Annotated in this window: 21 protein-coding genes and 1 other RNA gene; 5 read left to right on the top strand and 17 right to left on the bottom strand. The window is 64.6% G+C overall.

Features of this window, described 5'->3' with window-relative positions:
- Positions 1 to 52: 52 nt before the first annotated feature.
- The 16 genes from AWB66_RS24420 to gyrA all read right to left on the bottom strand — a co-directional run bounded on the left by AWB66_RS24420 (position 53) and on the right by gyrA (position 18,123).
- Entirely contained in the window at positions 53 to 397 is a 345-nt protein-coding gene (locus AWB66_RS24420) for a ComEA family DNA-binding protein (protein ID WP_087632665.1), read from the bottom strand.
- 84 nt (positions 398 to 481) lie between these two features.
- On the bottom strand, positions 482 to 1,474 hold the full coding sequence (rfaD, locus tag AWB66_RS24415) for an ADP-glyceromanno-heptose 6-epimerase (RefSeq protein ID WP_087632664.1): 993 nt from the start codon (positions 1,472 to 1,474) through the stop codon (positions 482 to 484).
- A gap of 7 nt (positions 1,475 to 1,481) precedes the next feature.
- Positions 1,482 to 2,471 carry a D-glycero-beta-D-manno-heptose-7-phosphate kinase gene (gene rfaE1, locus AWB66_RS24410; RefSeq protein WP_087632663.1) on the bottom strand — a complete coding sequence of 330 codons (990 nt, stop codon included), beginning with the start codon at positions 2,469 to 2,471 and terminating at the stop codon, positions 1,482 to 1,484.
- Positions 2,449 to 3,840, bottom strand: coding sequence for a UDP-glucose dehydrogenase family protein (locus AWB66_RS24405; RefSeq protein WP_087632662.1), 1,392 nt, complete (start codon positions 3,838 to 3,840; stop codon positions 2,449 to 2,451). The genes rfaE1 and AWB66_RS24405 overlap by 23 nt, the downstream gene beginning before the upstream one ends.
- Before the next feature lie 90 nt (positions 3,841 to 3,930).
- Entirely contained in the window at positions 3,931 to 5,106 is a 1,176-nt protein-coding gene (lapB, locus tag AWB66_RS24400; RefSeq protein WP_087632661.1) for a lipopolysaccharide assembly protein LapB, read from the bottom strand.
- A 65-nt stretch (positions 5,107 to 5,171) separates the two neighbouring features.
- Complete coding sequence (locus AWB66_RS24395) at positions 5,172 to 5,465, bottom strand: LapA family protein (RefSeq protein WP_087632660.1); 294 nt, start codon at positions 5,463 to 5,465, stop codon at positions 5,172 to 5,174.
- Positions 5,466 to 5,762: 297 nt separating this feature from the next.
- A complete protein-coding gene (locus AWB66_RS24390) occupies positions 5,763 to 6,089 on the bottom strand; it encodes an integration host factor subunit beta (RefSeq protein WP_087632659.1) in 327 nt (108 codons plus the stop codon).
- A 22-nt stretch (positions 6,090 to 6,111) separates the two neighbouring features.
- The gene (gene rpsA / locus AWB66_RS24385; protein WP_087632658.1) at positions 6,112 to 7,827 is read right to left on the bottom strand and encodes a 30S ribosomal protein S1; all 1,716 of its coding nucleotides are present in this window, start codon (positions 7,825 to 7,827) and stop codon (positions 6,112 to 6,114) included.
- A gap of 217 nt (positions 7,828 to 8,044) precedes the next feature.
- Entirely contained in the window at positions 8,045 to 8,728 is a 684-nt protein-coding gene (gene cmk, locus AWB66_RS24380) for a (d)CMP kinase (protein WP_087632657.1), read from the bottom strand.
- A 49-nt stretch (positions 8,729 to 8,777) separates the two neighbouring features.
- Positions 8,778 to 10,082, bottom strand: coding sequence for a 3-phosphoshikimate 1-carboxyvinyltransferase (gene aroA / locus AWB66_RS24375; RefSeq protein ID WP_087632656.1), 1,305 nt, complete (start codon positions 10,080 to 10,082; stop codon positions 8,778 to 8,780).
- 45 nt (positions 10,083 to 10,127) lie between these two features.
- Positions 10,128 to 11,099 carry a prephenate dehydrogenase gene (locus AWB66_RS24370; RefSeq protein WP_087632655.1) on the bottom strand — a complete coding sequence of 324 codons (972 nt, stop codon included), beginning with the start codon at positions 11,097 to 11,099 and terminating at the stop codon, positions 10,128 to 10,130.
- Positions 11,100 to 11,135: 36 nt separating this feature from the next.
- Positions 11,136 to 12,248, bottom strand: coding sequence for a histidinol-phosphate transaminase (gene hisC, locus AWB66_RS24365; RefSeq protein ID WP_087632654.1), 1,113 nt, complete (start codon positions 12,246 to 12,248; stop codon positions 11,136 to 11,138).
- A gap of 39 nt (positions 12,249 to 12,287) precedes the next feature.
- Positions 12,288 to 13,370: a prephenate dehydratase gene (gene pheA, locus AWB66_RS24360; protein ID WP_087632653.1), complete on the bottom strand. Its 1,083-nt coding sequence runs from the start codon at positions 13,368 to 13,370 to the stop codon at positions 12,288 to 12,290.
- A gap of 57 nt (positions 13,371 to 13,427) precedes the next feature.
- A complete protein-coding gene (gene serC / locus AWB66_RS24355; protein WP_087632652.1) occupies positions 13,428 to 14,510 on the bottom strand; it encodes a 3-phosphoserine/phosphohydroxythreonine transaminase in 1,083 nt (360 codons plus the stop codon).
- A gap of 184 nt (positions 14,511 to 14,694) precedes the next feature.
- Positions 14,695 to 15,309, bottom strand: a complete 615-nt coding sequence (locus AWB66_RS24350; protein ID WP_087632680.1) for a DUF2059 domain-containing protein — start codon at positions 15,307 to 15,309, stop codon at positions 14,695 to 14,697.
- Between the two features lie 153 nt (positions 15,310 to 15,462).
- Positions 15,463 to 18,123, bottom strand: a complete 2,661-nt coding sequence (gene gyrA / locus AWB66_RS24345) for a DNA gyrase subunit A (protein ID WP_087632651.1) — start codon at positions 18,121 to 18,123, stop codon at positions 15,463 to 15,465.
- A gap of 714 nt (positions 18,124 to 18,837) precedes the next feature.
- Between gyrA and ompA the strand changes: the two genes are divergently transcribed.
- From ompA to AWB66_RS24320, 5 genes are all read left to right on the top strand, one after another.
- Positions 18,838 to 19,491 (top strand): outer membrane protein OmpA, encoded by a 654-nt coding sequence (ompA, locus tag AWB66_RS24340; RefSeq protein WP_087632650.1) that lies wholly within the window; start codon positions 18,838 to 18,840, stop codon positions 19,489 to 19,491.
- A 216-nt stretch (positions 19,492 to 19,707) separates the two neighbouring features.
- The gene (ubiG, locus tag AWB66_RS24335; protein WP_087632649.1) at positions 19,708 to 20,406 is read left to right on the top strand and encodes a bifunctional 2-polyprenyl-6-hydroxyphenol methylase/3-demethylubiquinol 3-O-methyltransferase UbiG; all 699 of its coding nucleotides are present in this window, start codon (positions 19,708 to 19,710) and stop codon (positions 20,404 to 20,406) included.
- A 4-nt stretch (positions 20,407 to 20,410) separates the two neighbouring features.
- A complete protein-coding gene (gph, locus tag AWB66_RS24330; RefSeq protein ID WP_235021217.1) occupies positions 20,411 to 21,169 on the top strand; it encodes a phosphoglycolate phosphatase in 759 nt (252 codons plus the stop codon).
- 62 nt (positions 21,170 to 21,231) lie between these two features.
- Positions 21,232 to 21,601: a transfer-messenger RNA gene (gene ssrA / locus AWB66_RS24325) on the top strand.
- 209 nt (positions 21,602 to 21,810) lie between these two features.
- The gene (locus tag AWB66_RS24320) at positions 21,811 to 24,213 is read left to right on the top strand and encodes an FG-GAP-like repeat-containing protein (RefSeq protein WP_235021216.1); all 2,403 of its coding nucleotides are present in this window, start codon (positions 21,811 to 21,813) and stop codon (positions 24,211 to 24,213) included.
- Between the two features lie 111 nt (positions 24,214 to 24,324).
- On the opposite strand, the gene AWB66_RS24315 is transcribed toward AWB66_RS24320, so the two are convergent.
- Positions 24,325 to 25,398 carry a glycosyltransferase family 4 protein gene (locus AWB66_RS24315; RefSeq protein ID WP_087632648.1) on the bottom strand — a complete coding sequence of 358 codons (1,074 nt, stop codon included), beginning with the start codon at positions 25,396 to 25,398 and terminating at the stop codon, positions 24,325 to 24,327.
- Positions 25,399 to 25,410: the final 12 nt, after the last annotated feature.

Below are 25,410 nucleotides of genomic sequence, written 5' to 3'. Positions count from 1 at the left end.
GGAAGCGGCGCACGAACCGACCGGCGCGTCGGCTGCGTGCGCCGCGCCGCGTCTATTTCTTCACGACGACAGGTTGTCCGGCCGCGCTCGCCGTGAAGGCAGCCGAGCCCGGACGGGCTGCGGCGGCCGTCTTGCTGGCCGGCCCGATGGTAAGACCCTCGGCCTGCAGGCGTTCGACCGTCTTGCCGCCCATGCCCTTCACACGCTTGCCGAGTTCGGCGGCGTCCTTGAACGGGCCGTGCGCTTCGCGTTCGTCGAGAATGGCCTTGGCTTTTGCCGGTCCGATGCCCTTGATGCCGCGCAAGGCGTCGGTGTTGGCGATGTTGACGTCGACGGCCGCGAATACGGAACCGACCGCCATGGCGAGCGCGAACGCTGCGATTACTTTCTTGATCATCTGAGTCTCCCTTGAGAACCGTGAGGAACCGGTCAGCGTCGCTCGCTGACCGTGAGACCCAGTTTAAAAAAACGGACCGTGCTTTTATAGCTGGCCGAATAGCCAACGCACGTAGCGATCGACGCCTTCCTGCACGCTCAGAAACGGCGCGTCGTAGCCGGCTGCGCGCAGCTTCGACTGGTCGGCCTGGGTGAAGCACTGATACTTGCCGCGCAGCGCGTCGGGGAACGGAATGTACTCGATCAACCCGCGCTGCACGAGTTCCGCGAGCGACAGCGACGCCTCGCCGTCCATCGCGCGCAGCGAATTCACCACGGTCGATGCGATGTCGTTGAACGGCTGCGCGCGCCCCGTGCCGAGGTTAAAGATGCCCGACTTCTCCGGATGATCGAAGAAGAAGAGATTGACCTTCACCACGTCTTCCACCGAGACGAAATCGCGCGTCTGCTCGCCCGCCGCGTAACCGTTGTATTCGCCGAAGAGCTTGACGCGCCCTTCCGCGCGGAACTGGTTGAAGTTGTGAAACGCCACCGACGCCATGCGCGCCTTGTGCGTCTCGCGCGGCCCGTACACGTTGAAATAGCGAAAGCCGACGATCTGCGTTTTCGCTCGGGGCAATGTCTGGCGCACGATCTGGTCGAAGAGGAATTTCGAATAGCCGTAGACGTTCAGCGGCTTCTCGAACTCGCGTTCCTCGACGAACTGGCTCGATCCGCCATACGTCGCCGCCGACGACGCGTACAGGAACTGCACGTCCTGCTTCATGCACGCGTCCATCACGTCGCGGCTGTAGCGGAAGTTGTTGTCCATCATGTAGCGGCCGTCGGTTTCCATCGTGTCCGAACAGGCGCCTTCATGGAACACCGCGCGCACCTTCCCGAAATCGCCGCGCTTGAACCGCTCGACGAACTCGGTCTTGTCGAGGTAATCGTCGATCTCGCAATCGACGAGATTCTTGAACTTGTCCGCGCGCGTGAGGTTGTCGACCGCGATCACGCGTTGTTCGCCGCGATCGTTGAGCGCCTTCACGATGTTGCTGCCGATGAACCCGGCCGCGCCGGTGACGATGATGGTCATGATGTTCTCAAGCGAAAAGTTCGTTGTAGTCGACGGTCGCCGTGCCCAGCTTGCCCACGACGATGCCCGCCGCCCGGTTCGCGTAGGCGATCGAGTCGATCAACGGCACGCCCGCGCCGAGCATGGTCGCGACCGTCGCGATGACGGTGTCGCCCGCGCCGGACACGTCGTAGACTTCGCGCGCGTCAGCCTGCGTGTGCACGACGCGGTCGTTCGTGAAGAGCGTCATGCCTTCCTCCGAGCGCGTGAGCAGCAGCGCGTCGAATTCGAGTTCGCGGCGCAGCTTCGCGACGCGCTCGTGCAAATCCTCCTCCGACTTCCAGTGCCCGATCACTTCGCGCAATTCCGCGCGGTTCGGCGTGATGAGCGTGGCGCCGCGATAGCGGTCCCAGTCGTCGCCCTTCGGATCGACGAGCACCGGCTTGCCCGCGCGTTTCGCGTCCGCGATCATCTGCGTGACGTGCGTCAGGCCGCCCTTCGCGTAGTCCGACATCAGGATGACGTCGTGCTGCGGCAAAAGATCGCCGAAGCGCGCGAGGCACGCGCGCAGCACTTCGTGCGTCGGCGAGTTCTCGAAGTCGACGCGCAGCAACTGCTGCTGGCGCGACAGCACGCGCAGCTTGATCGTCGTGAGCAGTTCGGGATCGCGTTCGAGATACGCCGCGACCTTGCTCTCGCCGAGCAGTTCGACCACGCGCTCGCCCGGCTCGTCGTGCCCGACGACGCACAGCAGTCCCGCCTGCGCGCCGAGCGCCGCCGCGTTGCGCGCGACGTTCGCCGCGCCGCCCAGACGGTCTTCCTTCTTCTGCACAAGCACGACCGGCACGGGCGCTTCCGGCGAGATGCGGTCGACGTTGCCGAACCAGTAGCGGTCGAGCATCACATCGCCGACGACCAGCACGCGCGCCGCCGAGATGCGCGCGCGCGGCACCACCGGAATGGCGGCCTGCTTGCCTGACTGTTCGGGCTTCTGATCAGGCGCCGGCGAGTTCGACATGGGGACGTCCTATTGCGTAATAGTCGATGCCGAGTTCGGCCATCGCTTCGGGTTCGTACAGGTTGCGGCCATCGAAGACAACCGGCATTTTCAGCTCGCTCTTCAGATGCGCGAAGTCGGGGCTCTTGAATTCCTTCCACTCGGTGACGATCACGAGCGCGTCGGCGCCGGGCAGCGCTTCCTTCTGCGAGCTCACGAACGAGAGGCGCTTCAGGTCGTCGGGACGGCCGGCGAGATCGAGCGCGAACACACGCTGCGCTTCGTCTAGCGCCACCGGATCGTAGGCGCGCACGGTCGCGCCGCGCGAAAGCAGCGCCGCGATCAGACGCCGGCTCGACGCCTCGCGCATGTCGTCCGTGTTCGGCTTGAACGCGAGGCCCCACACGGCGAACGTGCGCCCGCGCAGGTCTTCGCCCATGCGCTTCGTGATCTTGTTGACGAGCACTTCCTTCTGCGCGTCGTTCACTTCCTCCACCGATTCGAGAATGCGCAACCGATGGCCGTTCTCACGCGCCGTCTGTACGAGCGCTTGGACGTCCTTCGGAAAGCACGAACCGCCGTAGCCGCAGCCCGCATACAGAAAGTGATAGCCGATGCGCGGGTCGGAACCGATCCCCCGGCGCACCGCTTCGATATCCGCGCCGACGGTATCCGCCAGGTTCGACAGGTCGTTCATGAACGAGATGCGCGTCGCAAGCATCGCGTTGGCCGCGTACTTCGTGAATTCGGCCGAGCGCACGTCCATGTACAGCGTGCGTTCGTGGTTGCGGTTGAACGGCGCGTAGAGCCGCTTCATCTTTTCGCGCGCGATGCTGCCGGCTTCGTCGTCGTCGAGACCGATCACGATCCGGTCCGGGCGCATGAAATCGTCGACCGCGGCGCCTTCCTTCAGAAACTCCGGATTCGATACGACCGAAAAGCCGTGTTCGTCCGACGTCTCGAGCCCGCGCCCCTTCAGTTCTTCCGCGACGACCTTGCGCACCTGGAGCGCCGTGCCGACCGGCACCGTCGACTTGTCGACGATCACCTTGAAGCCGTTCGAATAGCGGCCGATATTGCGCGCCGCCGCGAGCACGTATTGCAGGTCGGCGGAGCCGTCTTCGTCGGGCGGCGTGCCGACCGCGATGAACTGGATTTCGCCATGCTTCACGCTCGCCTCGACGTCCGTCGAGAACTGGATGCGGCCGGCCGCGCGCGTGCGCTTTAGCATTTCCAGCAAGCCCGGTTCGTGGATCGGCACGCCGCCGTTGTTGAGGATCTCGATCTTGCGCGGATCGACGTCGACGCAAAACACGTCGTGGCCGATTTCAGCAAGGCACGCGCCGGTCACCAGACCGACGTAACCCGTGCCGACGATGGTAATTTTCATTCGCGTTCCCGTTGTTCTGAGGTTGCCGGCAGGCACGCGAACGGGGGATGGCCCGAGCGCCTCATACCGGCGGGCTTGCCGCTCGCGCTGTCAGGCCGACGCCGTGATCGGCTCGACGCGGCGCGGCGCATAGGTTTCCCAGCCGCTGCAGCCGGGACATTGCCAGTAGAAAAGACGTGCGCGGAAACCACAAGTTTGACACGTATAACGCGGCAGGTTCTTGGTGCGCTGCTTGACGAGCGCGCGCATCAGTTGCAGTTCGCCGCGACGCGGCTCTTCCGCGACCGCTTCCTGCGCTTCGAGCAGACGCGTCATGCCCGCGAGATTCGGCGAGCTTTGCATCTGCTTGCGCGCGAGCGTGTGCGCGGCGTCGAGGCCGCGCAGCGCCTCGACGTGCTTGAACGCGACGTCGAGCAGGTCGTTCGACGGATAGCGGTTCACGTAATCGGTCAGCAGATCGACGCCCTCTTCCGCGCGATCGAGCGCGCTGTACGCGTTCATCAGCTTCTCGGCGACGAGCGGCAGATAAACCGCATTCTGCTCCTCGACGCGCTTCCAGCAAGCGATCGCGCCGACGAGATTGCCGGCAGCCGCATCGACGTCGCCCGAGAGAATGGTCGCGCGCACGTTGTCCGGGTTCGCGTCGAGCGCCAGTTTCAACTCGGCGCGCGCGTCGTCGGGGCTTTTGCGCTGCAACGCTTCCTGCGCGAGTTCGCAGTGAAAGTGCGCGATTTCCTTCGCGAGCGTCGGCGCGCCCATTTTCTCGATGCGCTCGGCCGTCACGATCGACTTCGGCCAGTCTTTCTCGATCTCGTAGATGGTCAGGAGCGCGCGCTGGGCGCCTAGCGCGTACTCGCCGGCTTCGAGCGAGCGGAACGTTTCCTCGGCGCGGTCGAGCAGGCCCGCTTTCAGAAAGTCCTGGCCGAGTTCGAAAAGCGCGTGATCGCGCTCGGCATCGGGCAGGTCGGCGCGGCTCAGGAGGTTTTGATGCACGCGGATCGCGCGGTCGGTCTCGCCGCGACGGCGAAACAGGTTGCCGAGCGCAAAATGCAATTCGATGGTTTCCGGATCGAGCTTCGCGACTTCGATGAAGGCATCGATCGCCTTGTCGTGTTGCTCGTTGAGCAGAAAGTTCAGGCCGCGGAAGTACGAGCGCGGCAGATTCGCGTTTTCGGACAGCAGCGTTTTCAGGTCATAGCGCGATGCCATCCAGCCGAGCGCAAAGGCAACGGGAATGACAAGCAGCCACCAGAAGTCTAGATCCATGCGATGCGATGAGGTCGGTAAGGTCGGTGAGTCGGGTTTCGGGTGCCGGCGTGGGCGGCGGCGGCTCAGATGAGCGGCGGCATCGGCGGCTCTTCCACCGCGACCGGCTGCTCGCGCGCGATGCGCAGTTCGCGCTTCAGACGGCCGTTCTCCATGCGCAGGCGGAACATCGCGGGCAGCGCGGACACGAGCCCTGCCAGCAAGCCGACGACAAAAAATGCCAGGCCGATCAGGATCAGCGGCGCCTGCCACACATAGCCAGCGAGGAACTTGAGCTCCGCGGTCTGCGTGTTGGCGAGCGCCAGAACCAGCAGCAGGACGAAGACGAGAACACGGATCAGCCAGACAAAAAATTTCATGGAGACTCTCTCGACGGCGGTGGCGGACGGCATCGGTTTGACCGCGCGCGTGAGTCCGCGCGAGGCAACGACCCGGGCCGAAAGTGACCGGTATTGTAATTGATGCGTATCCCCGGCAGTGCAACGGTGACGGCCGGTAAGAGTGAAACGGCATCGCCTGCTGCAGCAAGAGTCGAACCCATGCGCGCCCGCGTAGGCGCACGCGAAAGCGTCAGACGAAAAAAAGCACCCCGTGGGGTGCTTTTTTCCGGTCATTGCCGTCTGGCGGGACACGGCGGCCTTCGATTCCGATGCCGATCAGAGATCGTCGTCTTCGTCGTCGGACGCTTTCAGCGGCTCGCCCGCGCGGCCGTCGACGCGTTCACGCAATTCCTTGCCCGGCTTGAAGTGCGGCACGAATTTCTCCGGCACCAGCACTTTTTCACCCGACTTCGGATTGCGCCCGACGCGCGACGGACGACGATTGAGCCCGAAGCTGCCGAAGCCGCGAATTTCGATGCGGTGACCGTTGGCGAGCGCCTCGGACATCGCATCGAGCATCGTCTTCACCGCGAAATCCGCATCCTTGAGGACAAGTTGCGGAAATCGCGACGCCAGTTGGGCGACCAATTCCGATTTGGTCATACTGCAGCAGTACCGTTAAGGCTTAGCTGTTCTGGCCGTCGAGCTTGGCCTTGAGCAGCGCGCCGAGGTTGGTCGTGCCGGTAGCAGCGGCGTTCGAGTCCGATGCTGCCAGACCGCGCATCGCTTCCTGTTGCTCGGCCGAATCCTTGGCCTTGATCGACAGGTTGATGCCGCGCGACTTGCGGTCGATGTTGATGATCATCGCATTGACCTTGTCGCCTTCCTTCAGCACGTTGCGAGCGTCTTCCACGCGGTCTTGTGCGATTTCCGAAGCACGCAGGTAGCCTTCGACTTCGCCGGACAGCGTGACGACCGCACCCTTCGGATCGACCGACTTCACGACGCCGTCGACGATTGCGCCCTTGTCGTTGATCGCGACGAAGTTGCTGAACGGATCGCCTTCGAGCTGCTTGATGCCGAGCGAAATGCGTTCCTTCTCGACGTCGATGCCCAGAACCACGGCTTCGACTTCGTCGCCCTTCTTGTACTTGCGCACGGCTTCTTCGCCGGTTTCCGACCACGACAGGTCCGAGAGGTGAACCAGACCGTCGATGCCGCCAGGCAGACCGATGAACACGCCGAAGTCGGTGATCGACTTGATGGCGCCGCTGATCTTGTCGCCCTTCTTGAAGTTGCGGCTGAAGTCATCCCACGGATTCGGCTTGCACTGCTTCATGCCGAGGCTGATACGGCGGCGGTCTTCGTCGATTTCGAGAACCATGACTTCGACTTCGTCGCCCAGCTGCACAACCTTCGACGGTGCAACGTTCTTGTTCGTCCAGTCCATTTCCGACACGTGGACCAGGCCTTCGATGCCCGATTCCACTTCGACGAATGCGCCGTAGTCGGTGATGTTCGTGACCTTGCCGAACAGGCGCGTGCCCGACGGGTAACGGCGCGAAATGCCTTCCCACGGATCGTCGCCGAGTTGCTTGATGCCGAGCGAGACGCGGTTCTTCTCTTGGTCGAACTTGAGGATCTTCGCGGTGACTTCCTGGCCGACCGAGAGGACTTCGCTCGGGTGACGCACGCGACGCCATGCGATGTCGGTGATGTGCAGCAGGCCGTCGATGCCGCCGAGATCCACGAACGCGCCGTAGTCGGTGATGTTCTTGACCACGCCTTCCACGATCGCGCCTTCCTTCAGCGTCTCGAGCAGCTTCGCGCGCTCTTCGCCTTGCGTGGCTTCGATCACGGCGCGGCGCGACAGCACCACGTTGTTACGCTTGCGGTCGAGCTTGATGACGCGGAATTCGAGGGTCTTGCCTTCGTACGGCGTCGTGTCCTTGACCGGACGCGTGTCGACGAGCGAACCCGGCAGGAACGCGCGGATGCCGTTGACCATGACGGTCATGCCGCCCTTGACCTTGCCCGTGATCGTGCCGGTCACGAGTTCGTTGTTGTCGAGGGCCTTTTCCAGCGACAGCCACGAAGCGAGGCGCTTCGCCTTGTCACGCGACAGGATGGTGTCGCCGTAACCGTTTTCCAGCGCGTCGATCGCGACGGAAACAAAGTCGCCCGCCTGCACTTCGACCTCGCCCGCGTCATTCAGGAATTCTTCGAGCGGAATGTAGGCTTCGGACTTGAGACCAGCGTTGACGACCACGAAGTTGTGGTCGACGCGCACGACTTCGGCGGAGATCACTTCGCCGGCGCGCATGTCTTGCTTGGTCAGCGACTCTTCGAACAGAGCCGCGAAAGATTCGGTATTCGGGGTGGAGGTTTGCAGGTCGGACATAAAAATCGATAGTTGCCTGGCTATTTCGCGATGCCTGCCTGTCTGGTCGGCGACCAAAGGCAAAACGGCAAAAAGGGCGAATGCCACGCGGGGTTAAGGGGTTGAAACACGCTCCGCGTTTCTCACGGAGCACCTTGCGAACCGGCGATGCCTCGCCAGCCTTGCTGCTTTTTTTGCTGCTTTTTTTGCTGCTTTTTTTGCTGCTTCCTTGCTGCCGCTACTCGACGCTCACTTCGCTAAACCAGCCGATGATCTGCTCGACCGCCTGGTCGATGGATAAGCCGGATGTGTCCAGCGTCTTCGCGTCTGCCGCGGGCTTGAGTGGCGCGGTCGCGCGATTGCTATCGCGCGCGTCACGTTCACGCAAATCTCTCAGCAAGTTTTCCATATTAGCAGAAAAACCTTTTTGTATCAATTGCTTATACCGTCTGGCCGCGCGGGCCTCGACGCTCGCCGTCAGGAAGACCTTCAGCGTGGCATCCGGGAAGATGACCGTGCCCATGTCGCGGCCGTCCGCGACGAGGCCCGGAAGCTTGCGGAACGCCCGCTGACGGGCAATCAGTGCGCGCCGAACCTCCGGGTGGACCGCGATCGCGGACGCCCGGTTGCCGACTTCCTCGGCGCGGATTTCCGCCGACACGTCCACGCCGTCGAGTTGCGCGCAACCTTCGCGAAACGTGATATGCAGCGCGTCGACGAGTTTTGCAAGGGCGTCGGCGTCGCCCGCATCGACGCGGTAGCGCAGGCTCGCGAGCGCGGTCAGGCGGTAGAGCGCGCCGCTGTCGAGCAAGTGAAAACCGAGCGTCGCGGCGACCAGTGCCGCCACGGTGCCCTTGCCCGATGCCGTCGGCCCGTCGATGGTGATGACCGGAGTCTGATGAAAGGGACGGGTCGGTTTCATTGAATGAGGGTGCGCAAACGCGTTGTTACAGTCATGTCGTTCAGGTGGTTCAGGGTTGGGCGAGCGTGGCGAAGCGGTCGAAATAGTCGGGAAAAGTCTTGCCGACGCACTTCGGGTCGTTGATGCGCACCGGCACGCCGCCGAGCGCGACGAGCGAGAAGCACATCGCCATGCGGTGATCGTCGTAGGTGTCGATCGCGGCGTCGGCGACGAGCGCGACAGGCGGTGTGACGATCAGATAATCCGCGCCCTCTTCCACCGTCGCGCCGACCTTGCGCAGCTCGGTCGCCATCGCGGCGATGCGGTCCGTTTCCTTCACGCGCCAGCTCGCGATGTTGCGCAGCGTCGTCGGGCCATCGGCGAAAAGCGCGGCGACGGCGATCGTCATCGCGGCATCGGGGATCAGGTTGAAATCCATGTCGATGGCCGCGAGCCGCCCGTCGTCCGATTCGACCCCGCGCACCTCGATCCAGTCGTCGCCCATCATCACGTTCGCGCCCATGCGGATCAGCGCGTCGGCGAAACCGACGTCGCCCTGGATGCTCGCGCGCCCGACGCCCTCCACGCGCACCGGACCGCCGCCGATCGCGCCCGCCGCCAGAAAATACGACGCCGACGACGCATCGCCTTCCACCATGATCGTGCCCGGCGACCGATACTGCGCGCCCGCCGGCACGGTGAAGCGCGCCCAGCCGTCGCGCTCGACCGTGACGCCGAAGCGCTCCATCAGCCGGATCGTGATGTCGATGTACGGCTTCGAGATGAGTTCGCCTTCGACTTCGACGTGAATCGCGCCCCCCGGCGACTTTACGAGCGGCAAGGTCATGAGAAGCGCCGTGAGGAACTGGCTCGACACGTCGCCGCGCACGCGGATCGGCTTGTCGACGGCGATCTGCGCCGGGTGGATCTTGAGCGGCGGAAAGCCGTCGTTCAGTTCGTAGTCGATGCGCGCGCCGATCTGCCGCAGACCGTCGACGAGATCGCCGATCGGCCGCTCGTGCATGCGCGGCACGCCGTGCACGCGATATTCGCCGCCATTGACCGCGAGCGCGGCCGTCAGCGGGCGCACCGCAGTGCCCGCGTTGCCGAGAAAAAGCTCGGCCGCCTTGACCGGAAACTCGCCGCCCGTGCCCGTCACGATGCAGCGTTCGCCGTCGTTCCGGACGGTCACGCCGAGCGCGGCGAGCGCGGCGAGCATCACGCGGGTGTCGTCGGAGTCGAGCAGGTTCGTGATCGTGGTTTCGCCCACGCCCAGCGCGGCGAGCAGCAGCACGCGGTTCGAAATGCTCTTCGAGCCGGGCAGCCGGACCGTGCCGGACGCACGTGAGAAGGGTCCGAGATCGAGATATTCCATGATTGAGTCCTTGATTCGCGCCTTGTCTGGCGGCTGTTCGGCCGCCTATTTCGCGGGGAAGTCGTCGGCGGATTTGGGCGCGTTCGGCGTGCCGGATGCGCCGTGCGCCTTCGCTGCGTCGATCGTTCCGCGTTCCTGCCATTCGGTGCGCGCGGCGCGCGAGCGGTCGAACGCCGCTTCCAGCGCGGCGCCGTCGGCGGCGTCGATGGCCGCGCGAAAGCGCGCGAGCACGGCCGTGTACGCGTCGAGTTCCGCGAGCAGCGCCGCCCGGTTCGCGACGCACACGTCGCGCCACATTTCCGGGCTCGACGCCGCGATGCGCGTGAAATCGCGGAATCCGCCCGCGGCGAATGAAAACTTGAGCGCGGCGTCGGGCGCTTCGAGAATCTGTTCGACGAGCGCGAACGACAGCACGTGCGGCAAATGGCTCACCGCCGCGAACACGCGATCGTGCTGCGCCTCGTTCATCCGGTGCACGGCGGCGCCGGTCGCCTGCCACATCGCGGCGACGCGTTCGACCGAGCCCGCCGGGCTCTCGGCGAGCGGACACAGCACGACGTTGCGGTTGACGTACAGCTCGGGCAACGCGGCATCGACGCCGCTCGACTCGCGCCCGGCAATCGGGTGCCCGGGCACGAACTGCGCGATCCGCGCGCCGAGCGCCGAGCGCGCCGCCGCGACAACATCGCTTTTCGTGCTGCCGGCGTCCGTCACGACCGTGCGCGCGTCGAGAAACGGCGCGATGCGCGCGAGGAGCGGCTCGGTCTGCGCGACCGGCGCGGCGAGCAGCACGACATCGGCGCCTTCGAGTGCTGAGCGCAGCGCGCGGTCGTCGTCGATGGACACCGCCGCATCGATCACGCCGAGTTCCAGCGCACGCGCGACCGACTTCTCCGAGCGCCCGACGCCGACGATCTCGCCCGCGAGCCCCGCCCGTTCGCGCAACGCGCGCGCGAGCGATCCGCCGATCAGGCCGACGCCGAAAATAACCAGTTTGTTGAAAGTGAACGCAGCCACGGGACCTTGCCAAAAAGCGCCTTGCGGCGCGCGGGTTCAGACGGACACGAGCGACTTCTCGAGCGCGGCGATAAAGGCTTCGTTCTCCGCCGGCAGCCCGATCGTGATGCGCAGCCACTGCGGCAGACCGTAGTTGCCGACCGGCCGCACGATCACGCCCTGTTTGAGCAACGCGAGATTCACGCGCGCGCCGGCGGCGTCGTCGTCCCCGACGCGCACCATCACGAAATTGCCGTAAGACGGCACGTACGCAAGCCCGAGCTGGTCGAACGCTTCAGTCAGCCGCCGGTAGCCGCGCGCATTCACCGACGCGCTCTCTTCGAGGAACGCGCGGTCGTTCAGCGCGGCGACCGCGGCCGCCTGCGCGAGCGAATTGACGTTGAACGGCTGACGCAGGCGGTTGAGCAGATCGGTGAGTTCAGGCTGCGCAATCGCAAAGCCGATGCGCAGGCCCGCGAGTCCGAACGCCTTCGAGAACGTGCGCGACACGAGCAGGTTCGGATAGCGGCGCACCCAGTCGATCGAGTCGTAGCGCTTGTCGGCCGGGAGATATTCGGTGTAGGCCTCGTCGAGCACGATCGCCACGTGGCGCGGCACCTTCGCGATGAACGCTTCGAGCGCCGGGCCGTCGATGAACGTGCCGGTCGGATTGTTCGGGTTCGCGACGAAGACGAGGCGCGTGTCGTCCTCGATGGCGGCGAGCATCGCGTCGGTGTCGTGACCGTATTCGAGCGCCGGCACGACGATCGCGCGCGCGCCCAAGCCCTGCGTCGCGAGCGCATAGACCGCGAACGAATACTGCGAATAGACGATCGACTGCGCCTTTTCGACGAACGCGTGCGCCGCCATTTCGAGGATGTCGTTGCTGCCGTTGCCGAGCGTGATCCATTCCGGCGGCACGCCGTAGCGCGCGGCGAGCGCGGCCTTCAGCTCGAAGCCGTTCGAATCCGGGTAGCGCCCGAGTTCCTCGATGGCGAGCGTCATCGCGCGCTTCGCCGACGCCGGCATGCCAAGCGGATTCTCGTTCGAGGCGAGCTTGACGATGCTCGCTTCGTTCAGGCCGAACTCGCGGGCCACTTCGGAAATCGGCTTGCCGGCGATGTACGGCGCGATGGCGCGCACATACGAAGGGCCGAATTGCGATGTCATGGTGTTCTCCAGTTCCAGTCGATGCGGCGCGATCGCGCGTTAGCGGGCGCGCGGATACGAGCCGAGGATCTTCAGGAAAGCGGCCTTCTGGCCGAGTTCGGCGAGCGCGGCCGCGACGGACGAGTCGTCGCGATGTCCTACCACATCGATGTAGAAGTAGTACTCCCACGTGCCCACGCGTGCCGGGCGCGACTCGAAGCGCGTCATCGAGACCCCGTGCGCAGCCAGCGGCTCCAGCAGCTTGAACACCGCGCCGGGTTCGTTCGCCACCGACACGATCAGCGAGGTCTGGTCGTGCCCGCTCGCACCGGTCGGCTGCTTGCCGATCATCACGAAGCGCGTGCGGTTGTGCGGATCGTCCTGGATATGCGTGAAGACCGCGCCGAGCCCGTAGTGCGTCGCGGCGCGATCGCCGGCGATGGCCGCGACGGTCGGATCGTTCACCGCCAGGCGCGCTGCTTCCGCGTTGCTCGACACCGCCTGCCGCTCCAGATGCGGCACGTTCGCCGTGAGCCAGCGCTGGCACTGCGCGAGCGCCTGCGGATGCGCGCAGACGCGCGTCACGCCGTCGAGCTTGCCGGTCGACGTCAGCAAATTGTGATGAATCGGCAGCGCCAGTTCGCCGCCGATCGTAAGCGACGACTGCAGCAGCAGGTCGAGCGTGCGCGACACCGCGCCTTCCGCCGAATTCTCGACCGGCACGACGCCGAATTCCGCTGCGCCCGCTTCGACCGAACGAAACACTTCGTCGATCGACGGGCACGGCACGCCTTCGATCGAATGACCGAAGTATTCGAACATCGCCTGCTCGCTATAGGTGCCGACCGGCCCCAGGAACGCGGCGCGGATCGTCTGTTCGAGCGCGCGGCTCGCGGCCATGATCTCGCGCCAGATCGCGCTGATGTGATCCGAGCCAAGCGGGCCGTCGCTCATGTCCTGCAAGCGCTGGATCACCTGCATTTCGCGCTCCGGACGGAACACGGGCGCGTTGAAATGCTTCTTCACCTCGCCGACTTCCAGCGCCACCCCGGCGCGCTGGTTCAGAAGGGCGATGAGCTGCGCGTCGATCGCGTCGATGCGTTCGCGCAGCGGTTTGAGTCTTGAATCGAGATCGTCGTCCATGCGTTGTGCGGGCGGGCGTTGAGGGCAAGTCAAAGTGCGGGGTGCAAGGCGCGCACGTTACGCGCGGCCCTGCTCGAAGTCCTTCATGTATTCGACGAGCGCCTTCACGCCCTCGATCGGCACCGCGTTGTAGATCGATGCCCGCATGCCGCCTACGGACTTGTGGCCCTTCAGTTGCAGCAGCCCGCGCGCTTTCGCGCCGGCCAGGAAATCGGCGTTGCGCGATTCGTCGGCGAGGAAGAACGGCACGTTCATGCGCGAACGCGACTGGCGCTCCACCTTGTTGACGTAGAAATCGCTGGAATCGATGGTGTCGTACAGCAGCTTCGCCTTTTCGGCGTTGCGCGCCTCGATCGCTTCCAGACCGCCCTGCCGTTTCAGCCACTTGAAGACGAGGCCCGCGATGTAGATCGCGTAGCTGGGCGGCGTGTTGTACATCGAATTGTTCTCGGCGACCGTCTTCCATTCGAACGCCGACGGGCAAATCGAAAGCGCGCGATCGAGCAGGTCCTCGCGCACGATCACGACCGTGACGCCCGCCATGCCGATGTTCTTCTGCGCGCCGCCGAAGAGCACGCCGTATTTGGCGATGTCCATCGGGCGCGACAGGATGTGCGACGACGCATCGGCGACGAGCGGAATGTCGCCGAGATCGGGAATCTCGAAGGTTTCGACGCCGTCGATGGTTTCGTTCGTGCAGAGATGCACGTAGGCGGGGTCGTCGGAGAGATGCCACTCGGCGATGCGCGGCACGTGCGTGAAACCTTGCTCCGTCTTGCCGTTCGCGGCGATGTGCGGCGTGCCGTACTTCTGCGCTTCCTTGAACGACTTCTGCGACCAGGAACCGGTCACGATGAAATCGGCGGTCTGCTTCGTGCCGAGCATGTTCATCGGCACGATGGCGTTTTCGCCGATACCGCCGCCCTGCAAAAAGAGAATGCGATGCGACGCCGGTACTTGTAGCAGATCGCGCAGATCGGTGAGCGCGGCTTCGTGGATCGACATGAACTCGGCGCCGCGGTGGCTCATCTCCATCACGCTCATGCCGCTGCCGTTCCAGTCGAGCATCTCGTCGGCTGCCTGGCGCAGCACTTCTTCGGGCATCGCCGCAGGACCGGCGGAGAAATTGAACACGCGCATCTAGGAACCCCGAATGGCCTGGCGCGGCGGGAAGGCACAACACGTACGGAAAACCGCGCCCGGAAAAGAAATGGCTGTTTGCGCTTTCGCGCAAACAGCCATTATCGCACCGTCCTGAAAACCCGCCAATCCGCGGGCGCCGCGCGGCGCCCGCCCAGATGGCCGGTTCAGGCCGATCAGCGCCTTACTTGGCCGGCTTCACGTTGGCGACTTCAGCGTCGGCCTGCGTGCGCGTCGCCTTGATGGCTTGCGGCATGTACTTCTGCATCAGGCCGTTCACGACGTCGCGGCCAACCTGATCCTGCACCTGGATGAACTTGCGGCCAGTCGGGCTCTTGTAGAACGCCGTCAGGTCCTTGATTTCTTCCGTCGTGTAGTACTTCGCGTAGGCGTCGAACTGAGCCTTCATGGCGTCCTGGCGGAACGAATCCGTCGCGAACACCTGGCCTGCCGCGTCAACCAGCTTCGGCACGGCGTTCTTCTGCAGCGCCGGCACGGCGGCCTGCTTCTGCTTGTCGTTCATCGACTTGTTCTCGGAGAGCGCGTCCGACAGGATTGCCGGAACGAGCTGCTTCGATTGCATCTGCGCGCTGTTGCCGATGGCACCGACGAGCTTCTGCGCGTCGATGGCGCTCAGCAGATCGTTGATGGCCGCCTGCTTCGCAGAATCGACCGGCGCCGCTGCCGGGGCGGCCGGAGCGGCTGCCTGGTTCGGGGCCTGATTCTGGAGCGACTGAGCCATCGCGAAGGTCGGCACGAGGGCGGCCAGCAACATCCACTGTTTAAATCGTTTTTGCATCATTACTCCCTTTGAAAAGTATTCAAAACAGCCGTGCGACACCGCTTCGCCGCCCGTGGCCCGGCTCGTCTTCAAACGAGCGAGCCCGGCGGCATGACGCGAGTCGCACGACTTGATCCATTCAGAACGCGAGTCACGCGAGAGAAACGAGAATCAGGCTTCACCGCCTTCATCGCCATTGACGTCGCCTTCGCCATTGACGCCGTTTGCGCCGTTCGAGTCGGCAGCGTTGTCAATGTCGGCATCGAGCTCGGCTTCGGCTTCCGCCTCGGCGATGTGCTGCAGTCCCGAGAGCTTCGTCCCTTCATCAAGACTGATGAGTGTAACACCTTGGGTTGCCCGCCCCATCTCGCGTATCTCGGACACGCGGGTGCGAATCAGGACGCCGGAATTGGTGATCAGCATGATCTCGCTTTCCGGCTCGACGAGCGTCGCGGCGACCACACGGCCGTTGCGTTCCGACGTCTGGATCGCGATCATTCCCTTCGTGCCGCGGCCGTGCCGCGTGTACTCGTTGATCGGCGTGCGCTTGCCGAAGCCGTTTTCCGTTGCCGTGAGCACCGACTGGTTCTCGCCGCCCGCGACGAGCATCGCGATGACCTGCTGCCCGTCTTCGAGCTGCATGCCGCGCACGCCCCGCGCTTCGCGGCCCATCGCGCGGACATCGTTCTCGTCGAAACGCACGGCCTTGCCGGCGTCGGAGAAGAGCATGACGTCGTGCTGGCCGTCGGTGATGGCCGCGCCGATCAGGTAATCGCCTTCATCGAGGCCGACCGCGATAATGCCCTTGCGCAGCGGCCGGCGGAACGCTTCGAGCGGCGTCTTCTTAACGGTGCCGAGCGCGGTCGCCATGAACACGTATTTGTCGGCCGAGAATTCCTTGATCGGCAGCACGACGTTGATCTTCTCGCCGTCCTGCAGCGGGAACATGTTGACGATCGGCCGGCCGCGCGAGTTGCGCGAGCCCTGCGGCACTTCGTACACCTTGACCCAGTACACGCGGCCGCGGTTCGAGAAGCACAGCATGTGATCGTGCGTGTTCGCGATGAAGAGTGTGTCGATCCAGTCGTCTTCCTTCATCTGCGTCGCCTGCTTGCCGCGGCCGCCGCGCTTTTGCGCGCGATACTCGGACAGCGGCTGCGACTTCACGTAGCCCGTGTGCGACATGGTCACGACCATTTCCTGCGGCGTGATCAGGTCTTCGGTGTTCAGTTCGGTGGCGTTCAGTTCGATGCGCGAACGGCGATCGTCGCCGAATTCGCTGCGAATCTGGCCGAGTTCGTCGACGATGATCTGACGAATCCGCTCCGGACGCGCGAGGATGTCGAGCAGGTCGGCGATCTGCGCCATCACGTCGCGATATTCGCCGACGATCTTGTCCTGTTCGAGCCCCGTCAGGCGTTGCAGGCGCATCTGCAGGATTTCCTGCGCCTGGACGTCCGACAATCTATAAAGACCGTCCTCCTGCAAGCCGTACGCCGGATTCAGCCCTTCCGGCCGGTACGCGATGCGCCCGCCCGCGGCTTCCGTCTCGGTGCGCGTCAGCATTTCGCGCACGAGCGACGAATCCCACGAGCGGTTCATCAGCTCCTGCTTCGCGATCGGCGGCGTGGGCGCGGCCTTGATGAGCGCGATGAATTCGTCGATGTTCGCGAGCGCAACCGCCAGACCTTCGAGGATATGGCCCCGATCGCGCGCCTTGCGCAGTTCGTAGACCGTGCGCCGCGTCAGCACTTCCCGCCGGTGCGACAGGAAGCACTCCAGCATTTCCTTCAGGTTCAGGAGCTTCGGCTGGCCGTCGACGAGCGCGACCATGTTCATGCCGAAGGTGTCCTGCAACTGCGTCTGCTTGTACAGGTTGTTGAGAATGACTTCGGGCACTTCGCCGCGCTTCAGCTCGATCACGACGCGCATGCCGCTCTTGTCGGACTCGTCGCGGATGTCGGAGATGCCCTCGATCTTCTTCTCGTTGACGAGTTCGGCGATGCGCTCGAGCAGCGTGCGCTTGTTCACCTGATACGGAATTTCGTCGACGATGATCGCCATGCGCTGGCCGCGATCGATTTCCTCGAAGTGCGTGGTCGCGCGCATCACGACGCGGCCGCGTCCCGTGCGATAGCCATCGCGCACGCCCGCGACGCCGTAGATGATGCCGGCCGTCGGGAAATCCGGCGCCGGCACGATCTCGATCAGTTCGTCGATCGTCGATTCAGGATTGTTCAGCAGATGCAGACAGGCATCGACGATTTCGCGCAGGTTGTGCGGCGGAATGTTGGTCGCCATGCCGACCGCGATGCCGGCCGAGCCGTTGATCAGCAGATTCGGGATGCGCGCGGGCAGAACCAGCGGCTCGCTCTCGCTGCCATCGTAGTTCGGGCCGAAGTCGACGGTTTCCTTGTCGATGTCGGCGAGCAGCTCGTGGCCGATCTTCGCCATGCGGATTTCGGTGTAGCGCATGGCGGCGGCGTTGTCGCCGTCGACCGAACCGAAGTTGCCCTGCCCGTCGACCAGCATGTAGCGCAGCGAGAACGGCTGCGCCATCCGGACGATCGTCTCGTAGACGGAGGCGTCGCCGTGGGGGTGATATTTACCGATCACGTCGCCGACGATACGCGCCGACTTCTTGTAAGCGCGATTCCAGTCGTTGTTCAGCTCGTGCATCGAATACAGCGCGCGCCGGTGAACCGGCTTCAGGCCATCGCGGACATCGGGAAGCGCCCGCCCGACGATCACGCTCATCGCGTAATCGAGATATGAGCGGCGCATTTCCTCCTCAAGGGAGATTGGCAGAGTCTCTTTGGCGAATTGATCCATTATCCGTGTCTTGAACTGTGCGACGGCAGCGCGGCGGCGAGCCCGGTTCGGGCGCTAATGACCCGCATCAGGACCCGCACTAGGGCCCGCATTAGGACCGTTTGCCACCGGGTTGGCTGCCGCTTGACTGCGCTTTCGCAACGACGCTGCGAACGCAGCGAATCACGCGATTCTAACATGCGCGGCATCCGTGCCCGGGCGGGGTGCGTATACATACAGTTCGCAGCGGTTACGAATGGAATAGTCGCCGGGGGGGGCTTCGTATACACCGGAATCGACGGCGCACGAACATAGTCACGCGCGCTTACAAATTGCTGCACCGCGGCGCGTGAAATCATCATGTGAAACGGCTATGATTCCGCCTCGCCTGTTGGGACCCTTTGACAGGGAACTGGCAAAAAAAGCTAAGAAACGGGCGCGTTGTGGCACGCAAAATGCGCAAGCGACGCGCCCCAGCAAAGTTTCATTCGCTCCCTGTCCCTTTCTTGTTGCTCTAGCACCACATAAGGTTGCGGGTCTATAGGAGGGGGGATATTTTTTATCGAAGCAAGGGAACGATATGGCAAAATGCCAACGCACAAAGTTAGACACTGCTCGAAGTCTACACGGCGCGTTTTGTTCCGCGGTAATGTTATACTTCGAGCAATGTATGACTTGTCTTCGTCAACAAGCTCGCAGTAAACCTGCGGTAATCTCAATTTCGAGAGGAGAAATATGAATAAACTTTCAAAGCTCGCGTTCATTGCAGCTACCGCAGTTATGGCTGCATCGGCTTCGGCGCAGTCGGTGCCGGCATCGCGACAAGCAGTGAACGACAACTGGGTGAACGGCACGGGCGAATACGTGTGGATGAACGGCACGAACGAGCTTTGCTGGCGTGACGCGTTCTGGACGCCGGCCACGGCAAACGCAAAGTGCGATGGCGCGCTGGTCGCCCAAGCACCGACGCCGCCGGCACCGGTCGCTCCGGCACCCGCTATCGTGAGCCAAAAGGTTACCTACCAGGCTGACGCGCTGTTCGACTTCGACAAGGCAGTCCTGAAGCCGGCTGGCAAGGAAAAGCTGGACGATCTCGCATCGAAGATCGGCGGCCTGAACCTGGAAGTGGTGGTCGCAACCGGCTACACCGACCGCATCGGTTCGGACAAGTACAACGATCGCCTGTCGCTGCGTCGTGCACAAGCTGTCAAGGCATACTTGGTCAGCAAGGGCATCGAAGCGAACCGTGTCTATACGGAAGGCAAGGGCAAGCGCAACCCGGTCACGACCGGTTGCAACCAGAAGAACCGCAAGCAACTCATCGCCTGCCTCGCACCGGATCGTCGCGTGGAAGTCGAAGTTGTCGGTACCTCGCGCGCACCGCAGTAATAGCAGCAAGGTTGCCGCAGGATCGAACCCCCGCCTCGGCGGGGGTTTTTTTATGCGCGCACACTTAACGCAGGCAGGTCCGGCGCGTGCGTGCCGCACGCATTCCCGCCGCCGCCGATGCGCGCCCGCGACGCCTGAGCGCTTTTGCCCACCCCCTGCGCCGCCTATATACTCGGGGCTAACCGATTCACGACATCAGGAAGGGCTGCTTTCACCATGACGAACGTCGATCCCCACGAACTTCAGAAATTCAGCGAGCTCGCGCACCGCTGGTGGGACCCGAACGCAGAGTTCAAACCGCTGCACGAGCTGAATCCGGTGCGGCTCGCATGGATCGACGCGCACGCACATCTGATGGGCAAACGCGTGCTCGACATCGGCTGCGGCGGCGGCATCCTGTCCGAATCGATGGCCTCGCGCGGCGCGACGGTCAAAGGCATCGACCTGTCGTCAAGCGCGCTCGGCGTGGCCGACCTGCATAGCCTGGAGAGCGGCGTGGAAGTCGCCTACGAGGAGATCTCGGCAGAGGCGCTCGCCGCCCGCGAGCCCGGCACGTACGACGTCGTCACCTGCATGGAGATGCTCGAACACGTGCCGAATCCGGCGGGCACCGTGGCCGCGTGCGCATCGCTCGTGAAGCCCGGCGGCTGGGTCTTCTTTTCCACGCTGAACCGCAATCCGAAGGCGTACCTCTTCGCGGTGATCGGCGCCGAATACATCGCGCGGATGCTGCCCAAGGGCACGCACGACTACGCGCGCTTCATCAAGCCGTCGGAGCTCGCGGGCTTCGCGCGCGCGGCCGAACTGTCGCCCGTCGACATCAAGGGCATCACGTACCGACCGCTCAGCAAGCACTTCGGCCTTTCGGGCGACACCAGCATCAACTACCTGATGGCTTGCCGCCGCGAAGCCTGACGCCATGAACCAAGACGACCTGATGGGCGAACAAAAGCCGACCGTCCTGCCCGACGACCCCACGCCCCTCCCGCAGCATGTACTGGACGGTGACCGGCTGGGCTTGTGCCAGGCGGTGCTCTTCGACCTCGACGGCACCATCGCCGACACCGCGCCCGACCTCGTCGCGGCGGTCAACAAGATGCGCCACGACCGCGGTCTCGAGATGCGGCCGCTGGAGACACTGCGGCCGTTCGCATCGGCGGGCGCGCGCGGGCTGCTTGGCGGCGCGTTCGAGATCGGACCGGAGCATCACGACTTCCCGGCGATGCGCGACGAATTCCTCGCGAACTACGAAGCGGATCTGTGCATCGAGACGACGCTCTTTCCCGGCATCGACATCCTGCTCGACCAGCTCGACGCGCGCGGCGTGCGCTGGGGCATCGTGACGAACAAGGTGACGCGCCTCTCGGAGCCGCTCATCGCGCTGCTCGGGCTCGACACGCGCGCGGCGTGCCTCGTCTGCGGCGATACCACGCCGCATTCGAAGCCGCACCCTGCCCCGCTGCTGCACGCGGCAGAACTGCTCGACGTCGCTCCGGAGCGCATCGTCTATGTCGGCGACGACTTGCGCGACGTGCAAGCCGGTTTTGCGGCGGGCATGATCACGGTCGCGGCGGCCTACGGCTATTGCGGCGACGACATTCCGCCGCGCCGCTGGCACGCGAATCACGTGGTGGACTCGCCGGTCGAACTGCAGCATCTTCTGCGCGACATCGGATGACAGCCTTGCAAAAACGGGCGGTTCGCCTCAACTGGGGTTCTGTGGGATAATGAAATCCGCTTGGGGGCGACCTGGTTTCGACAGGGGTTGCGAAGCGGCCAGGGCATACCGAGGACCCGTCACCTCGTTAATCAATGGGAAAAACGTAACTGCAAACGACGATACGTTCGCACTGGCAGCCTAAGGGCCGCCGTCCTCTGCCTAGTTTACTGACGGGCTAGTGTCGCAAGACCGGTAGCAATACCGACAGAGGTCATATACGTCAGTTAAGTCCTGGTGGCGTCACGACGCCAGGGTCGAAAATCTAGTGAATCGCTGTAACGAAGCGTGTTCGTTCGCGTCGGTGCGGCTAAATCAAAAGACAGAACTAAGTATGTAGAACTGGTCGTAGAGCGCTACTGGACGCGGGTTCGATTCCCGCCGCCTCCACCAATCGCTGAAAAAAGAAATCCCGTAAGGTCAAAGCCTTACGGGATTTTTTCTTTTCCAGCCCATCGTCGCGGCCTTCCACGCAAAGCCCGACGGCAACGCCTCCTAACATGCACCGAAACCCCGCCCATGTTCGCTTGACCACCGACTCCCGCCCTATCCCCCGGCAATCTTCCGATTTATTCTGCTAAACGGGCGTTTAAGGAGAAAGCATGGGCAGGGGCAAGTCGATGTCGATCACGTGGCTCGCGCTCGTCTGCGCGCTCTGTGCGGCGCTCTTCCCGGCGCACGCGCACGCGGAAGAGACGACCGGCGCATCGACCGCCGACTGTCACGCCGGCACGCTCGTGACGGTCGTCGCGCACCTCGACGACGACCTGCTCTTCGTCAACCCCGGCATCAGCGACAAAATCGACGCCGGCTGGTGCGTCACGGTCGTGCATCTGATCGGCGGCGCCAACGGCGCGAAGTTCGACTACGTGCTCCTGCGCGAAACGGGCACCAAGCTCGCCTACGCGCGCATGGCCGGCGTCGCGAACGAATGGAGCGAGTCGAACGTGATGTTCGCCGGCAAACCGGTCCACGAACTCGTGCTGAAGGCGCAGCCGCGCGTGAAGCTGCTCGAACTGCGTCTGCCGGGCGGCGCGGTGCGCGGCGGAAAAGTGCCGCTCGGCCTGCTGTGGGACCGCGGCGCCACGCTCAGCACCTACCCGATGCAGCGCGACGGCACCGGCTTCACGACCTACGACCGCCCCGCCCTCATCGCGACATTGCGCGCGATCCTTTCGCAGGCGACCGAGGTCTACACGCTCAACCCGGACACCGTGCCGTTCATCGAGCATCCCGACCACATCTACGCGGCGCGCATCACGCGCACGCTCGCGCAGAGCCTCGACAAGAGCCTGCCGATCGGCTATCACGTCACCTACCCGACGGGCGGCCTGCCGAAGAACCTGAGCACGGCGGAGACGCTGCGCAAGCGCGATGTCGTCGGCAGCTATTTCTCCGTCGACGGCAACGACGCCGGCCACGTCTTCGGCGAATTCCAGTGGGACGGCAACTGGGTCGCGCGCCGCTATTGGAGCGCCGCCCGCACGAGCGAGCCCGGCGCCGACTTCCGGCCGCGCCCGACCCGGCTCGTCAACGAATATTCCAGCCAGTGCCTGGGTTCCGGCGGCGGTGCGGGCAAGAGCCCGCGCCTCGCGGCATGCTCGCAATCCGCTACGCAGGACTGGCACTGGCAGCCGCTGCCCGTCACGCCCGGCGACAAGAACGACGCGCAGCTCGTCAACGAGGCGACGCGCCTGTGCGTCGCCGAGCGCGACGGCCGCCTCGTCGAGGAAACCTGCAGCGCGAGCGCCACCGCCCAGCGCTGGACACCGTGGGACTTCGGGCTCGTCTACACGCCATCGGGCCGCTGCCTCGGCGCGGTGAACGGCGCGGTGTCGATCGGACGCTGCTCGCTTTTAACCGCCGAATATCGCTGGGCGGTGTCGCCGCGCTCGCAATGGACCGACACGCGCGAGGAAGGCGCGCTCTACGGCGACGTGCGCGGCGCGGGACGCGACAGCACGGTCTACGTCCAGCGGCGCAAGGACGGCCCGGGCTTCAACGTGTGGGTCGCGGAGATGTCGCGCTTCGAGGGCGCGATGCCGTGGTATCTGAACGCCGTGCCGTTCGATCCGGAAGCCACCGCCCCCACCTGCACCGCCGACACGCTCTGCTTCGACGGTGCACGCTTCCTGGTCGCGGATTTCGACGGCGACGGTCGCGCCGATCTGATGGTCGTCGAACCGCGCAACGGCGGCACGGCGTTCTGGCTCCTGCGCAGCAGCGGCAGCCGCTTCGAACCGCCCCGCCTGTGGTATCAGACCGACTCGGCGTTCACGCCCGCGACGGCGCAGCAATACGTCGCGAGCGACTTCAACGGCGACGGCCGCGCCGACGTGATGATCGCGCAAAAGCGCGGCGACGCCGGCGTCGACCTCTGGGTGCTGACGGGCAGCGCGTCGGGCAATACGGCGAGCGGCGCGCCGGCCCGCTGGCTCGAAGCCCCGCAACTCGACGCCGCCGCGCGCTTCCTGCCGGCGCGCGTCGCGGGCGCCGCGCACGGCGGGGTCCTCGCGATCGAAAACGTGAAGTCGGCGCTCGCGGTGACGCCGCTCGCGAGCACGGGCAGCGCGTTCGCGAGCGGCGAGCGCGGTACGCCGTATCCGCCATTCCCGGGCGCGTGGGTCAAAACCGCCGCCGGCGACGTCGACGGCGACGGCATCGACGACCTCGTTCTCTTGCAGCCGCGCGGCGACAGCGCGAGCGTCGACGTGTGGAAGATGAAGGGCGGCAAGACGTTCGGCGCACCGGTGCGCATCGCGACGCTCGCCGACACGTCCTACGCCGACACGATGCCCGCCATCGTCCGCCGCAACGACCGCACGACGCTGATGCTCTTCAGGCGCGCCAACGCGACGCTCGGCGAGTACTACTTCACGGGCGGCGCGCCGAGCATCTCGGGCTATGACTTCGACGGCGGCACGCGGCTCGGTCCCTTGCAGATCTGGGGCAACCTGCCGGGGCTTTTCTCCGAATCGCTCTGGCTGCGCTCGCTCAGCCAGTAGGAGACGCGCCGGCAGCGCGGCACGCGGCCGGCCCTCGATCGTTCAGCCGAAAAAAACGCCGCCGATTCTCATTGATTCTCATCGGCGGCGCATTCTGATCGGCGCAATCGCTCAGCTCAATCCCACGCGCAGATTCAGCACATCGCGTGCGATGGCGAGATAGCGGTCGGCGGTGCTTTGCAGCGTGAGTCCGTTGAGCGGCCGCGTCGCGCGCGGCTGCGTCAGCGATTCGAGCAAGGCGCGGCCGTAGGCGTCGGCATCGCTCGTGTCGAGCAGGCGCACGCCCGAGAAATTGCCCGCGAACGCGAACGACGGAATCGCGTTGGCGACGACCGGAATGCCCGACGCCAGCGCCTCCAGAAAGCCGATGCTGTGCGCCTCGAAGCTCGACGGCATCGCGAACGCCGCCGACGCCCGCAGAATCTGCGCGACGTTCGACTGCGGACCGTCGATCACCACGCGATCCGTGAGCCCGAGCTTCGCGACGAGATCGACCACGGACGCGTGATACGCAAGGTTCTCGATCACGCCGCACAGCAGGAGGCGCGCGTCCGGATCGGCCCTCGCGACCCGCGCGAAGGCCTCCACGGTCTGCAACTGGTTCTTCTCCGGGATATAGCGCCCGATCTGCACGATCTGCTTGCAGGCGACGGGCGTGGCGGACACGTCGTCGGTGAAGCGCGAGACGTCGACGCCGTTCGGCACGACGATCATCGACGGATGCAGGCCGACTTCCTTCACGTAGTCGTCGATATTCTTCTGCGACACGCCGATCACCGCCTTCGCGCGCCCCGACAACAGGCGTTCCGCGCGCAGCAGCGCGTTGTTCGAAAAATCGTTGGCGCCCGAATGCATGACCCAGACGATCGGCACGCGCGTCGGCAGCGCGCGCACGTAGAGCGCGGGAATGGTCGCGTGCGCGAAGATGATGTCCGGCTTGAACGCGCGGATCGCCTGATACAGGAACAGCAGCCGGCCCACTTTGCCGTGCGCGCGCGTCGGGAACAGACACGTCACGTCATGCGAGCGCAGCTCGGCGCTGATGTGCTCGAAGTCGCTGTGCTGCGGCATGAGCGACGCGATGCACACGTCGTGGCCGTCGCGCTGATGCCCGATCGCGACGCCCTTCGCGAGCACCTCGGCCCCCGACAGGCGCGGCGCCAGTATGACCTGGAGAATTCGCATTTATGCAGTCCC

The sequence above is a fragment of the Caballeronia telluris genome (genome assembly GCF_001544495.1).
GTDB lineage: Bacteria > Pseudomonadota > Gammaproteobacteria > Burkholderiales > Burkholderiaceae > Caballeronia > Caballeronia telluris.
This window is presented reverse-complemented; position numbering and strand designations above follow the sequence as displayed.